This is a genomic window from Nonomuraea solani (assembly GCF_900108335.1).
GTDB classification, from domain to species: Bacteria; Actinomycetota; Actinomycetes; order Streptosporangiales; family Streptosporangiaceae; genus Nonomuraea; species Nonomuraea solani.
In genome coordinates, this window is sequence record NZ_FNVT01000004.1 from 1 (window position 1) to 12,837 (window position 12,837).

Sequence of the window (12,837 nt, forward strand, 5' to 3'; positions counted from 1 at the left end):
ATCACCTTCAGGTGCGCCGCCCCGCAGGCCGCCTTCACCGCCACGATCTCCTCATGAACCTTCAGGTAGTGGCCGGACAGGAACGCGCCCCGGTCGATCACCATGTCGATCTCGTCGGCGCCCGCCGCCACCGCCAGCGCGGTGTCGCTCACCTTCACCTCCAGCGAGGAACGCCCGCTCGGGAACGCGGTGGCCACCGAGGCCACCTTCACCCCCGAACCGCGCACCGCCGCGACGGCCGTGGCGACCAGGTCGGGATAGACGCACACGGCCGCCACCCGGGGCGCCTCACCGCCCGGGTGCACGGCCTTGGCGCACATCGCGCGCACCTTGCCGGCCGTGTCGGCCCCTTCGAGTGTGGTCAGGTCGACCATGGAGATGGCCAGGTCAATGGCCCTCGCCTTGGCCGTGGTCTTGATCGAACGGGTGCCCAGCATCGCCGCCCGCTGGTCCGCGCCGACCCGGTCGACCCCGGGCAGGCCGTGCAGAAATGCTCGCAATGCCGCGTCAGACGAGGCGACGTCCGCGAGCGAAGTAGTCAGAGTTGACACCTAGACAGCATCGCCGACCAGGGCCTCTACCTCCAAACCGGACCACCTTAGGGCGATCGAGGCCCAGGTCCTAGGTATGTCGTACGCCGTGGCGCACCAGAGATAAGGCATCCGCCCGATGTGGCGTACCCGGCCTTAGGACGAGTCTTAAGGGTGTCAGGAAGAAGCACGAAACAGCAGGAGAAACACCATGAATCCCGAGATCGAGTACGAGCTCATGAAGAACCAGGCCAGCGAGCTGCGCCGGGCCGCCGCCGAGCACCGGCGGGTACGCGAGGCCGAGAAGCACAACAAGTCCGAGCGCCGCTCGTTCTTCGGCAAGCGTCGTTCCTCATGACCACCCCACGAGCGCCCGGCCACAACCTCCCTCGTGGCCGGGCCTCTGCACCCCCATAAAACCGTCGAAAGCAATCGATGAGGCATGACATGCTGGATGACATGCGGGGACGTTCTGTCAGTCCTGTCTTCGTCGGGCGGGAAGAGGAGCTCGCGGCCCTGGCCGAGAGCTTCCAGGAGGCCAGGAAGGGTGCGGTGACCGCCGTCCTGGTCGGGGGCGAGGCGGGGGTCGGCAAGACCAGGCTTCTCCAGCGGTTCGCCGAGCAGTGCGCGGCCGGGGGCGCGCACGTGCTGTTCGGCGGTTGCGTCGAGCTGTCCACCGAAGGTCTGGCGTACGCGCCCTTCACCGCCGCGCTCCGGCAACTCGTCAGGGAGCAGGGGCCCGCGGCGGTCGCGGCGCTGCTGCCCGAGGGCGCTGAGCGCGATCTCGCCCGGCTGCTGCCCGAGTTCGGCGAGCCCACCGGCGACGGCGAGACCGACACCGGCCGCGCCCGCCTCTTCGAGCAGTTCCTCACGTTGCTCGAACGCCTCGCGGAGCAACGTCCCACGATCCTCGTCATCGAGGACATCCACTGGGCCGACAGGTCCAGCCGCGACCTCATCGCCTTCCTCAGCCGCAACCTGGGCGCCCCGCAGGTGCTCATCGTCATGACATACCGCTCCGACGACCTGCACCGCCAGCATCCGCTGCGCCCGGTGCTGGCCGAGCTGGGCCGCGTCCACGGCGTGCTCCGGCTCGACCTGCCGCGCCTGTCGCGTGACGAGGTCGCCCAGCAGATGACCGCGATCCTCGGCAAGACGCCCGAATACACCAAGATCGAGAAGGTCTACGAGCGCAGCGAGGGCATTCCGCTGTTCGTCGAGGCCATGCTGGAGAGCGGCGAGGAGTGCACGTTCCCCGACTCCATGCAGGACCTCATCCTCGGCTCCGTCGAACGGCTGCCCGATGAGACCCAGCGGGTGCTGCGCGTCGCCGCCGCGGGCGGCCTGCGGGTCGGCCACGCGCTGCTGGCGGCCGTGAGCGGCCTGTCCGACATCGAGCTGGAGACGGCGCTGCGCCCCGCCATCGCGGGCAACGTGCTGCAGATCGCCGACAACCGCGCCTACGTCTTCCGCCACTCCCTCATCCGCGAGGCCGTGCACGACGAGCTGCTGCCGGGTGAGCACCAGCGCCTGCACGCCAGGTTCGCCCAGGAGATCTCCAAGGACCGCCGCCTCGTCCCGCCGGGCCGCGCCGCCGTCGAGCTGGCACACCACTGGTACGGCGCCCGCAACGACCACTGGGCTCTCATCTCCGCCTGGGAGGCCGCGCAGAAGTCGTTCAAGGCGTTCGCCTACACCGAGGCCGTCCCGCTGCTCGAACGCGTGCTCATGCTCTGGGACCGGGTGCCCGACGCGGCCGAGCTCATCGGCGCCGACCACACCGCCGTGCTGGAACGGGCCTCCGAGGCCGCCAACGCCGGCGGCGACGTGGAGAAGGGCATCAAGTTCGTCAAGGCCGCCCTGTCACAGCTCGACGAGATCGAGGAGCCGGCGCGGGTCGCGGAGCTCATCGTGCGGCGGACGGCGTTCAAGAACGCCAAGAACCAGGCCGGCATCATCGACGACCTCCGGCACGCGCTGCGGCTCGTCCCCGAGCCCAGCACGAGCCGCACCGAGGTCGTCACGACGCTGAGCCGCCACCTGATGCTGCGCGGGCACATCGAGGAGGCCGGCGAGCTCATCGAGGAGGGCCTGCTCCTGTCCAGGCGGTTCGGCGACCGCTGCCTCGAAGCCGACCTGCTGATGAACCTGGCGCTCGGCCACTCGCTCAACGGCGACATGGACACCACGATCCGGATCAACGAGCAGGCGCTGGAGATCGGCAGGGAGGAGCAGTCCGGCCGGCTGATCACCCGGGCGATCGGCAACACCATCGACGCCCTGATCGACATGGGCCGCGAGGACGACGCCCTGCGCATGTCGGAGGCCGGCTGGCGGACCGCCAAGAAATACGGCCGCATCCGTGGCAGCGGCCTGTTCATCATGAACAACTGGGCCGAGTCGCTGGAGACGCTCGGCCGCTGGGACGAGGCCATCGAGAGCGTCGAGACCGCGCTCAACCTCGGCCCCGGCCTGCGCAACCGTTACGCCCTGCTGCGCGTGCGCGCCGACATCGCCATGGCCAGAGGCGAGCTGCAGCTCGTGGAGGCCATCCTGTCGGAGCTCGGCGTGCTGAAGGACCGGCCGGAGGAGTTCGTCCAGGACATCACCAACAACGCCCGCCTGCACATGAGCTGGCACATGACCAAGGGCGAGCCCGAGCACGCGCTGGCCGTGGCCGAGCGGGTGCTCGCGTGGCCCAAGCAGTCGAGCAAGCCCATGCTCGGCTGGCGGCTGCTCGCCATGATGCGCACGGTCTGCGACGCCGCCGAGACCACGGCCCCCGACCGCACCGCGGCGCTGCGGGCGCAGGCCGCCGAGCTGGCGGCCGGGCTGTCGGTCATCGGGCCGGTCGCGGAGGCCTACCGGCTGACGTACTCCGGAGACTTCGACGCCGCGGCGGCGGCCTGGGAACGACTCCACCGCCCGCACAACCAGGCCAAGTCCCTGCTGCGCGCGGCCACGGCGGCCGCGCGGAGCGGCGACAGGGAGGGTGCGGCCACGCGCCTGAAGACGGCGCTGCCGCTGGCGCGGGCGTTGCGCGCGACCCCGCTGGTGGCGGAGATCGAGGCGCTGTCGCGCCGGGTGGGCGGGCTGCAGGAGGAGCCGTCGGAGCTGCTGACGCCGCGCGAGCTGGAGGTGCTGCGCCTGGTGACCCAGGGCCGGACCAACCGGGACATCGCGGCCGAGCTGTTCATCTCGGCCAAGACGGTGAGCGTGCACGTCTCCAACATCCTGGCCAAGCTCGGCGTCACCACCCGGGGCGAGGCAGCCGCGGCCGCCCACCGGTTGTCACTGCTGTCGTCCTAGACAAGAGCCTCGGCGAGCAGTACGACGCCGAAGATCGCGAACGCGGCGGCGGCGCCGTACCGGATGACCTTCTCCGGCAGGTGCTTGCCGAGCAGTCGTCCCACCACGATGGCCAGGGCGTCCGCCGCGACCATGCCGACCGTCGAGCCGATCCAGGTGCCCATCCAGTCGTGCTTCGTCGCCAGCGTGATCGTGGCCAGCATGGTCTTGTCGCCCAGTTCGCTCAGGAAGAACGCCACGGTCACCGCGATCAGGGCGCTCCTGGTGACGCGCTGGGCCTTCCGCGACTCTTCCTCGGTCAGTTCGTCGCCGCGCAGCGTCCAGGCGGCGAATCCGAGGAAGGCCAGACCGGCCACCACCGAGATGGCCGTCGTCGGCAGCGCGTCTCCGATCAGCCCGCCGGCGGCGACACTCACCAGGTGCACAACCGTCGTGGCGATGGTGATGCCCAGAATCACGGTCCAGGCTTTGAAACGGGTCGCGAACGTCATCGCCATGAGCTGGCTCTTGTCACCGAGCTCGGCCACGAAGATGACACCGAGACTGATCCAGAACGCTTCCAACGGTCCTCTTCCGCGCGACCGGGCCGGAAGCGGAACCCTGAGGAGATTTTCGGGCATGACTTCGGCCCGGCAGCGTCTTTCTCATAGGGCTGCCAGGCCGAAGGTCTCGTCCGCCCGTTAAGGCCCGTGTGACCGGGCGCGGTGAGGCGCCAGTATGTCGATCACGCGATTGGGACTACTCCCCTTCGGTATTCACTTCCCACCATAACAGCCCCATCGGGGCGCCTATTCCCCCAGGTCACAGCCGACCAGCACCGGCTCGTTGACCAGCGTGACCCCGAACTTCTCGCGTACGCCGTCACGCACCTCCCTGGCCAGGGCCAGCAGGTCGTCGGTGGTGGCGGCGCCGGTGGGGTTGGTGAGGGCGAGCGTGTGCTTCGTCGAGATGCGTACGGGACCGCGCTGGTAGCCCTTCGGATAGCCGGCCTGCTCGATCAGCCAGGCGGCGGGCACCTTGACCAGCCCGCCGGGCATGTCCCAGTGCGGATGCCCGGGAGCCCGCCCGGCCAATTCCTCGGCCTCCTCGGGCGACAGGACAGGGTTGGTGAAGAACGAGCCCGCGCTGCGGGTGTCGGGGTCGCCGGGGTCGAGCACCATGCCCTTGCCGCGCCGCAGCCCCAGGACGGCCTCCCGGGCGGCGGCCAGCGGCACCCGGCCGCCGGCCTCGGTGCCGAGCCTCTTGGCCAGCTCGGCGTAGCCCACCGGGCCGGACATCTCCGAAATATCCAGCGCGTACGTCACCGCGAGCACCACATAACGCGCCAGGTCGCGCTTGAACACGCTGTCGCGGTAGGAGAACCCGCACTGCCGCGCCTCCAGGTCCACCACCTGCCTGGTCAGCCGGTCGTAGGCCCGGACGCACCGGATGGTCTGGGCCACCTCCTGCCCGTACGCGCCCACGTTCTGGATCGGCGTCGAACCCACCAGCCCGGGAACGCCGGACATGCACTCGATGCCCGACCAGCCCTCCGTCACGGCGCGGACCACCAGCCGGTCCCAGTCTTCGCCCGCCTCGACCGTGACGATGACCTGCTCACCGTCGCGTGACACGGTCACGCCCTCGGTCGCGACCTTGACCACCAGCCCGTCGAAGCCCGCGTCGGCCACCACGAGGTTGCTGCCGCCGCCGAGCACCAGCGTGGGCAGGCCGTTCGCGTCGGCTTCCGCGATCAGGGACACGAGCTGCTCCGCCGAGGTGGCCTCGGCGAAGTCACGGGCGGGGCCGCCCAGACGCAGCGTGGTGTAGGGCGCGAGCATCTCCATGAGCACCTAGCTTATGAGGCCCGCCGTCCTGCCGAGGCACCCTCACCCGGGGCGGGGCTCCAGGCGCTCGTGTGAGCTCACCGGCGTCACCGGCAGCGTCTCGGCGGGCACGAACAGCTCCCCCCGCAGCGCGAGCGAGAGGGCCCGGTCGGCGTTCGTGCCGTGTTCTGCGTCCTCGGGCAGGGCGGTGAGGGCCTGCGCCCTGCGTACCGCCATGAGCCCGCTGCCCAGCGCCCGCACCTTGCCGGGCCCCGCCTCCCGCCACGCGCCGTCGGCCTCCTCCAGGCCCTTCCAGCCGGCCGCCACCGCGCCCTCCACGACGGCCGCGATCAGCGGGGTCAGCGCGTCGCCGCGCAGCATGACGTCCGTCGCCATCAGCACCTGGACCTCGGACTCGTCCAGTTGCAGGAGCTTCATCCTGCTCTCGCCCCAGGTCGACGTCCCGCCTCGCCACAGCGGCGGTTCGGCGACGTGCCAGGCGGTGATCCGCTCCGGATAGCGGTCGGCCAGCTCACGCAGCACGTCACCGGCGCCGTCCACGTTGCCCAGGTCGAGGGCCAGCACGTGGACGTCGGTGTGGTCGAGCACCGACTGCACGCTCTTCCGTACGTCCTCGGGCCGGCCGTCCACCAGCACGCTCACGGTCGCGGTGACGTCCTTGATCTCGACGCGCTGCCGCTCGGTGTTGACGCCCAGCTCGTCGAGACGGTTCGTGGCCAGCGTGCCGTCCCAGACGCGCTGAGCGTGCAGCATGTCGTCGTCCGGGGCGCCGTGCTGGCCGGGGTCACCGGAGAAGCCCAGCTCGGCGGCCGGGTTCTGGCGGGCGTGGGTGCCCTTCGTACCGGACGTGCCGACCCCGGTCGCCGCGCCACCCGTGGTGTCGCGGCCGGAGCCGGTGCTGCCCGCCACCTGTTCCAGCCGCGCGGCCCGCAGGTGTCCCGGGGGCTTGGTGTCGGTCACGGCGGAAACAGGGATCGATCGGACCGTGGGCCATACCTGTCGCGCAGCATCACTCATAGGGAAAAGCGCTACCCGGAAGCCGCCCGCCCTATCATCCGGGGCCGCCTTCACCGCCCGTCACCACGACTTCCCTTCTCTCTCCACTCCGGCGGGCGCCTTCTCGAAGGAGAGAGACCGGTTCGCGTGTGGTGAGAACGAGGGCCAGGGCGACCAGGCTCAGGCGAGCTGCACCACGGCCCGGGCCTTCGACAGCACCCGCGCGTCGCCCGACTTGGCGGTGAGCTGGACGACCACCCGCTTGTCCGCCAGCTTCTCCTCCACGACACCACTGACCGACACCGTGGCGCCCTCGTCGTCGTCGGGGACGACCACCATCGAGGAGAACCGCACACCGAAGTCGACCACCGCCCCGGGATCTCCCGCCCAGTCGGTGACGAACCGCCCGGCCTGCGCCATCGTGTACATCCCGTGCGCGATCACGTCCGGCAGCCCGACCATCTTGGCGAAGCGCTCGTTCCAGTGGATCTGGTTGAAGTCGCCGGAGGCGCCGGCGTACATGACCAGATTGAGCCTGCGCACGTTGTAGTCCACGGCCGGGATCTGCTGCCCGACCTCGATGTCGTCGTACTTCACCGTGTCGGTCATCTCAGCCGGCCCCTCCGCGCTCGATGATCGTGTTGTAGGTCACGCAGACCGGCTCGCCCCCGACGGTCGTCACTTCGCTCCTGATCGTCAGCAGCTCGTTGCGCCCGGCGCTGCGGATGTCGGTGATCGTGGCGGTGGTGACCAGCTCGTCGCCGGCGTGGACGGGACGGATGTACTCGAAGCGCTGCTCGCCGTGGACCACCATGGCGAGGTTGAGCCCCAGGTCGGGGTCGACCAGCGCCTCGCCGCCGCTCTGCAGGCCGAACACGATGGGGAACGTGGGCGGCGCGAGCACGTCGGGATATCCGGCTGCCTGGGCGGCCTGTTTGTCCCGGTAGAGGGGGTTGTTGTCACCGATCGCGGCCGCGAACTCCCTGATCTTCACGCGGCTGACCTCGTAAGGGGCGCTGGGCGGGTAGGTTCTGCCCAGAAAGTCGCGATTCAAGGCCATCGATGCTCCTCGCAAGTCCGTCCGAGCGCTGCTGAGCCCGACGGTAACAGAACAAGGTTCGGCTGTCCCGAGTGATGGCGTTTCCTTTGCGAGGACAGCCTTACCAGGCCATCCCGTATGCCCCCGTAGACGCGACAAACCGGCGCCCTGTCAGAGGACGCCGGTTGTGCGTTATGAACGTTGGGGCCTGCCCGGAGACTAGCGAGTCTCGCGGTGCGCGCGGTGGCAGCGGCAGTTGGGGCAGTATTTCTTCAGCTCAAGCCGATCCGGGTCGTTGCGCCGGTTCTTCCGCGTGATGTAGTTGCGGTGCTTGCACTCCTGGCAGGCCAGCGTGATCTTAGGCCTAACGTCGGTGGCAGCCACTTGGGAGTGCCTTTCTACGTTCGGGACATGGACACGCCCGTACCCAGGCCGATCGACCTGGGACTGGGCAGTAGCGGAGGCCGGACTTGAACCGGCGACACAACGATTATGAGCCGTTTGCTCTGCCTGACTGAGCTACTCCGCCTTTGGGCCATTAAAGACCCCGGCCCCGTAGAGGATACCCGACGCGGTGAGCACATTAGTAACTCACCCGATCGGGGTGGGGTGCTCCCCAGTATGCCTCAGGTACCCCCGACAACCGAAATCAATTGAACGAGGTGGTCGCGCTCACGCGTCCCGCCTGGTGAACGAGACGGTGGCGGCGGCCAGGACGAGCGCCAGCCAGGCGGCCAGCACCAGCCCGCCCTCCAGCGGCGTGAGCCCCGGCCCGGGCTGGTAGAGCCGCGCCCCCGCCGCACCCGGCAGATACGCGGCCAGGTCGGTGACGGTCGCCAGCAACGGCGGCACGACCAGGACGAGCCCCAGCACGGTCCCCAGCGAGGCGATGACGTCCCTGGTGAGAAACGTCACCATCTGGGCCAGCAGGCCGATCAGCACCAGATACCCGGCCGCGCCCGCCAAGGCGGCGGCGTCCCCTCCCTGTCCGCCCGCGAGCCAGGCCCCCGCCCAGGCCCCCGTGACCGTCAGCAGGGCGGTGGCGGCGGCCGTCGCCAGGTAGGCGGCGAGCTTGCCGGTCAGGAGCAGCAGGCGGCCGGGGACGCTGGTGAGCGTGGTGCGGGACTGGCTGCCGGCGTACTCGGAGGCCACGGACAGAACCCCGAGCACAAGGAACCCGGCCTGGACGAAGTCCACGGCGCGCAGGGCCGCCTCGGCGGCGGAGAGCGGACGGTCGAAGGGGGCGGCGGCCAGGGCGGCGCCGAACCCGCCCGCCAGGAGGACGGTCGCGCAGACGGTGAGCAGCGCGGCGGGCAACGTCCTGAGCTTGATCAGCTCCGCCGCGACGGTGTTCCATGCGCTGTTGGTCATCACGCGTCCCTGCGCGCGAACAGGACCGCGGCGACCCCGAGCAGCACGGCCGTCCAGGCGGTCATGACCAGGGCGCCGGCCAGCGGTTCGAGGGTGTTCTCCGCCGGGTAGCCCGTGGCGAACATCTGCGCCCCGGCCACGTCGGGCAGGTAGTTCGCCAGCGAGGTGACCCGGGTCAGCAGGAACGTGACCGACACGAACGTGGTGTTGACGATGAACGCCACCATCGGCACGAGCCCACTGCGGGTCATGACGGCGACGGCGAACGCGATCAGCGCCATGAGCACCCAGTACGCGACGGCCCCCAGAGGACGCCAGCCGAGCGCCTCCAGCAGTGCCCCCATCGGGTGGCCGTGCCGCCCCAGCAGCGCCTGGGAGATCACGAGCGCGCCACCGATCGTGAGCACCGCCGCGACCCCGCTGACGAGCGCCACCACGACGGCCTTCGCCGCGAGCAACCGCCCGCGCCCCGGGGTGCTCGTGAGGCTGACCAGGATCTGCCGGCCGCCGCCCGCGTCCTTGCCGGTGGCGGTGTACTCGCTGCTGATGAGGACGATGCCGAGCACGATCACGCCCACGACGCCGGGCCCGGACATCTCTAGGCCGAGGTCGAGGGTCGAGCCGTCGTCCACCATGCCCGCGTCCAGCTTGGCGCGCCGCGAGGAGGCGGCCATGGCGGTGAACGTGAGCGTCATGGCGGTGCCCGCCACGGCCGCGATGATGGCCGAGGGCAGCGTGAGGGCCTTCCTGAACTCGGCGGCGATGGTGTTCGGCAGGCTCATGACAGCCGCCCGGCGGGGTCGGTGAGGGCGAAGAACGCCTCCTCCAGCGAGGCGTGCCCGGCCGTGACCTCGCCCAGCGGGCCGGTGGTCACGACGCGGCCCGCGCTGATCACGACGAGGTCGTCGGCGGTCTCGGCCATCTCGCTCATCAGGTGGCTGGACAGCAGCACCGTACGTCCGCCCTTGGCGTACTCCTTCAGCAGCCGCCTGATCCAGCGGATCCCGTCCGGGTCGAGGCCGTTGATGGGCTCGTCCAGGACCAGCACCTCGGGCTCGCCGAGCAGGGCGGCCGCCAGGCCGAGCCGCTGTCCCATGCCGAGCGAGAACGTGCCGACCCGCTTGCCCGCCACGTCCGCCAGCCCGACCTCCGCCAGCACCTGCCCGACGCGGCTCTTCGGGATGCCGTTGCTGCGCGCCACCCAGGTCAGGTGGGCGCGCGCCGTACGGGAGCGGTGCGCGCCGCTGCCTTCGAGCAGCGAGCCGACCGTGCGCAGCGGGTCGCGCAGCTTCCGGTACGGCCTGCCGCCGATCAACGCGGTGCCCGCGTCGGCGCGGTCGAGGCCGAGCAGGATGCGCAGGGTCGATGACTTGCCCGCGCCGTTCGGGCCGAGGAACCCGGTCACCCGGCCCGGTGCGACGGTGAAGGCGACGTCGCCGATGGCGAGTTTCGTGCCATGGCGTTTGGTGAGGCCGACGATTTCGATCACGCGTCTCAGCGTTCCAAGCGGGGCCCTGGAGCCGCATCGGCCAAAGGTTGACAGCTAGCGCAGGCCGTCCACGAAGCCGGACTCGTAGGCCAGGATGACGAGCTGGGTGCGGTCGCGTACGCCGAGCTTGAGAAAGAGCCTGCTCAGGTATGTCTTCACGGTCGCGCGGCTGAGGAAGAGCGCGGCGGCGATCTCCTCGTTGGACAGGCCGCGCACGATCGCCGCCACGACGTCCCGCTCGCGCTCGGTCAGGCCGGTCAGGGCGGCCGGGCGGGGTGCGGTCTTGGCGGCGAGGTCGGCGATCATGCGTCTGGTGACCTCGGGGGCGAGCATGGCGTTGCCCTCGTGCGCGATGCGGACGGCGCGCAGGATCTCGTCGGTGCCGGCGTTCTTCAGCAGGAAGCCGCAGGCGCCCGCGCGCAGGGCCTCGTAGACGTACTCGTCGAGGTCGAACGTGGTGAGGATGACGACCTTGACCTCGGGCCGCGCGGCGCAGATGGCGCGGGTGGCGTCGAGGCCGTCCATGACGGGCATGCGGATGTCCATCAGCACCACGTCGGGGCGCAGCCGGGTGGCGGCCTCGACGGCTTCGCGGCCGTCGCGCGCCTCGCCGGCGGCCGACAGCCCCGGTTCGCCGGCGACAAGCTCCACGAGGGAGGCCCGCAGCAGCTCCTGGTCCTCGGCGACCAGCACCCTGATCGGCTCAGACATCGGCCACCTCCGGAAGCGGCAGGACCGCACGCAACTCGAACCCCTCTCCCGGCCGATGCCCGGCGCTGAAGGTGCCACCGAGCAGCTCGACCCGCTCCCGTAACCCGACGAGCCCGTAGCCGGGCTCGTCGGGCGTCGCCGCGCTCCGGCCGTCGTCCGTCACCGTGACGCGCAGCGCGCCTGGCGCGCCGCCGACCGTCACCGTGCAGCGGGCGCCGGGGGCGTGCCGGGCGGCGTTCGTCAGCCCCTCCTGGACGATCCGGTACGCCGCCAGCCCGATCCCGGCGGGCACCGCCCCGGCGTCCGTCACGTGCAGCGTCACCGCGACCCCGCTCTCCCGCATGCGCCCGGCCAGGTCGGGCAGGTCGTCGATGCCCGGCTGGGGCCGGCGTTCCGCGACCTCGTCGCTGTCGCGGACGGCTCCCAGCGTCGTCCGCAGCTCGGTCAGCGCCTCCCGGCTGACCGTCTCGATCTGGCCGAGCCTGTCGCGCATGCGTACGGCGTCATCCGCGCGAGCCGCCACCCCGGCCGTCACCGCGATCGTGCCCAGGGAGTGGGAGACGACGTCGTGGACCTCCCGCACCACCCGCAGCCGCTCGGCCGTCACCGCGCCCTGCCGCTCGGCCAGCATCGCGTGCTCGGTTTCGAGCGCCGCCCGCCGCGTGGTGCCGCCCAGCACCCAGGACCCGGCCAGCGCGAGCAGGCTCAGCATCGTGTAGCGCACGGCGTTCTCCGCGTCGGCCGCCCCCAGGAACGCGACGCCCGCGATGACCACCCCGGTCAGCACGGCGACGGTGTTGAGCGAGCGGGCCGTGCCCCGGGTCAGGGCCACGCGATGGAGCACCCAGGCCGCGGCCACGAACGGATCCTGCGTCACGCCCAGCGCGGCGCCCGTCAGGGTCGCGGCGGCGACAACGGCGAACGCGCCGAGCGGCCACCGGGAGCGGAGCGTCATGCCGAGGATCAGCGCCGCGATGAGCCCGAGATGGGCCCAGGGGACGCGCCCGGCGTCGATCGGCAACCAGAACACCAGCACGCACAGCAGCGCGACGCCCACGTCCCACCGGACGGAGGACGGGCTCGCGTCGGACCAGGGCCGGCTCATGGAACGAACCCTAGCCAGCCGCTCAGAGGACGAACTTCGGCCAGAGAAACGAAAACGCCCGGCTCCGAGTGAATTCGGACCGGGCGTCGTGCTCTGCGATGTGCGAGCCCCCAAACGGAATCGAACCGTTGACCTTCTCCTTACCATGGAGACGCTCTGCCGACTGAGCTATAGGGGCCTGTCCGGCGCTGCGGACAGGTGTAACCATACACGGCACTCAGCGATGATGCGAACTGGTTCCGGCCGCCGCCGGTGCCTCGATCCGCCGCCGCGCCGGGAACTCGACGACCTCGCAGAGATCCGCCAGATCGACGTGCCGGGCCACCTCCGCGACGGAGGTGCAGTCGGCGACCATCCACCCGTTCCTGCGCACCCTGAGCACCTGCCGCCCCGCGCGCACGACGCCTACGACCTCGTAGCCGTCGACACCGACCCATCGCCTGTCCATAGCGGCACAGAGT

Annotated in this window: 14 protein-coding genes, 2 tRNA genes and 1 pseudogene; 2 read left to right on the forward strand and 15 right to left on the reverse strand. The window is 70.7% G+C overall.

What is annotated here, in order from left to right:
• A pseudogene (locus tag C4V41_RS15470) lies at window positions 1-542 on the reverse strand (deoxyribose-phosphate aldolase); the annotation flags it as partial.
• A 199-nt stretch (window positions 543-741) separates the two neighbouring features.
• On the opposite strand from C4V41_RS15470, the gene C4V41_RS62945 reads away from it, so the two are divergent.
• Window positions 742-888: a hypothetical protein gene (locus C4V41_RS62945; RefSeq protein ID WP_200824011.1), complete on the forward strand. Its 147-nt coding sequence runs from the start codon at window positions 742-744 to the stop codon at window positions 886-888.
• A gap of 101 nt (window positions 889-989) precedes the next feature.
• Entirely contained in the window at window positions 990-3,839 is a 2,850-nt protein-coding gene (locus tag C4V41_RS65840) for an ATP-binding protein (RefSeq protein ID WP_327537332.1), read from the forward strand.
• Here C4V41_RS65840 and C4V41_RS15480 read toward each other — a convergent pair.
• The 14 genes from C4V41_RS15480 to C4V41_RS15545 form a co-directional block, all read right to left on the reverse strand.
• Entirely contained in the window at window positions 3,836-4,402 is a 567-nt protein-coding gene (locus C4V41_RS15480) for a TMEM165/GDT1 family protein (protein WP_235030147.1), read from the reverse strand. The two genes, C4V41_RS65840 and C4V41_RS15480, sit on opposite strands and share 4 nt — an antisense overlap.
• 225 nt (window positions 4,403-4,627) lie before the next feature.
• Window positions 4,628-5,665, reverse strand: a complete 1,038-nt coding sequence (locus tag C4V41_RS15485; RefSeq protein WP_103956596.1) for a UDP-N-acetylmuramate dehydrogenase — start codon at window positions 5,663-5,665, stop codon at window positions 4,628-4,630.
• Between the two features lie 42 nt (window positions 5,666-5,707).
• Entirely contained in the window at window positions 5,708-6,625 is a 918-nt protein-coding gene (locus C4V41_RS15490) for a hypothetical protein (protein WP_103956597.1), read from the reverse strand.
• 216 nt (window positions 6,626-6,841) lie between these two features.
• Window positions 6,842-7,270, reverse strand: a complete 429-nt coding sequence (locus C4V41_RS15495; RefSeq protein ID WP_103956598.1) for a MaoC family dehydratase — start codon at window positions 7,268-7,270, stop codon at window positions 6,842-6,844.
• A gap of 1 nt (window position 7,271) precedes the next feature.
• Window positions 7,272-7,721 (reverse strand): MaoC family dehydratase N-terminal domain-containing protein, encoded by a 450-nt coding sequence (locus C4V41_RS15500; protein WP_103956599.1) that lies wholly within the window; start codon window positions 7,719-7,721, stop codon window positions 7,272-7,274.
• Window positions 7,722-7,919: 198 nt separating this feature from the next.
• Window positions 7,920-8,084 carry a 50S ribosomal protein L33 gene (gene rpmG / locus C4V41_RS15505; RefSeq protein WP_019632658.1) on the reverse strand — a complete coding sequence of 55 codons (165 nt, stop codon included), beginning with the start codon at window positions 8,082-8,084 and terminating at the stop codon, window positions 7,920-7,922.
• A gap of 71 nt (window positions 8,085-8,155) precedes the next feature.
• Window positions 8,156-8,229 (reverse strand) — tRNA-Met (locus C4V41_RS15510).
• Window positions 8,230-8,372: 143 nt separating this feature from the next.
• Window positions 8,373-9,071: an ABC transporter permease gene (locus C4V41_RS15515; protein ID WP_103956600.1), complete on the reverse strand. Its 699-nt coding sequence runs from the start codon at window positions 9,069-9,071 to the stop codon at window positions 8,373-8,375.
• A complete protein-coding gene (locus C4V41_RS15520; protein ID WP_103956601.1) occupies window positions 9,071-9,853 on the reverse strand; it encodes an ABC transporter permease in 783 nt (260 codons plus the stop codon). The genes C4V41_RS15515 and C4V41_RS15520 overlap by 1 nt, the downstream gene beginning before the upstream one ends.
• Window positions 9,850-10,560, reverse strand: coding sequence for an ABC transporter ATP-binding protein (locus C4V41_RS15525; protein WP_103956602.1), 711 nt, complete (start codon window positions 10,558-10,560; stop codon window positions 9,850-9,852). Before C4V41_RS15525 ends, C4V41_RS15520 begins: the two co-directional genes overlap by 4 nt.
• A gap of 54 nt (window positions 10,561-10,614) precedes the next feature.
• A complete protein-coding gene (locus C4V41_RS15530; RefSeq protein WP_103956603.1) occupies window positions 10,615-11,271 on the reverse strand; it encodes a response regulator in 657 nt (218 codons plus the stop codon).
• Window positions 11,264-12,376: a sensor histidine kinase gene (locus C4V41_RS15535; protein WP_103956604.1), complete on the reverse strand. Its 1,113-nt coding sequence runs from the start codon at window positions 12,374-12,376 to the stop codon at window positions 11,264-11,266. The genes C4V41_RS15530 and C4V41_RS15535 overlap by 8 nt, the downstream gene beginning before the upstream one ends.
• 105 nt (window positions 12,377-12,481) lie before the next feature.
• A tRNA-Thr gene (locus C4V41_RS15540) sits at window positions 12,482-12,554 on the reverse strand.
• Between the two features lie 39 nt (window positions 12,555-12,593).
• The gene (locus tag C4V41_RS15545; protein ID WP_103956605.1) at window positions 12,594-12,824 is read right to left on the reverse strand and encodes a transposase; all 231 of its coding nucleotides are present in this window, start codon (window positions 12,822-12,824) and stop codon (window positions 12,594-12,596) included.
• Window positions 12,825-12,837: the final 13 nt, after the last annotated feature.

What these genes read in the sequence shown, in the direction of transcription:
- C4V41_RS62945 (WP_200824011.1), top strand. Translation starts at nt 742, where the DNA reads ATGAATCCCGAGATCGAGTACGAGCTCATGAAGAACCAGGCCAGCGAG.
- C4V41_RS65840 (WP_327537332.1), top strand. Translation starts at nt 990, where the DNA reads ATGCGGGGACGTTCTGTCAGTCCTGTCTTCGTCGGGCGGGAAGAGGAG.
- C4V41_RS15485 (WP_103956596.1), bottom strand. Translation starts at nt 5,665, where the DNA reads ATGGAGATGCTCGCGCCCTACACCACGCTGCGTCTGGGCGGCCCCGCC.
- C4V41_RS15495 (WP_103956598.1), bottom strand. Translation starts at nt 7,270, where the DNA reads ATGACCGACACGGTGAAGTACGACGACATCGAGGTCGGGCAGCAGATC.
- C4V41_RS15500 (WP_103956599.1), bottom strand. Translation starts at nt 7,721, where the DNA reads ATGGCCTTGAATCGCGACTTTCTGGGCAGAACCTACCCGCCCAGCGCC.
- C4V41_RS15515 (WP_103956600.1), bottom strand. Translation starts at nt 9,071, where the DNA reads ATGACCAACAGCGCATGGAACACCGTCGCGGCGGAGCTGATCAAGCTC.
- C4V41_RS15520 (WP_103956601.1), bottom strand. Translation starts at nt 9,853, where the DNA reads ATGAGCCTGCCGAACACCATCGCCGCCGAGTTCAGGAAGGCCCTCACG.
- C4V41_RS15530 (WP_103956603.1), bottom strand. Translation starts at nt 11,271, where the DNA reads ATGTCTGAGCCGATCAGGGTGCTGGTCGCCGAGGACCAGGAGCTGCTG.
- C4V41_RS15535 (WP_103956604.1), bottom strand. Translation starts at nt 12,376, where the DNA reads ATGAGCCGGCCCTGGTCCGACGCGAGCCCGTCCTCCGTCCGGTGGGAC.
- C4V41_RS15545 (WP_103956605.1), bottom strand. Translation starts at nt 12,824, where the DNA reads ATGGACAGGCGATGGGTCGGTGTCGACGGCTACGAGGTCGTAGGCGTC.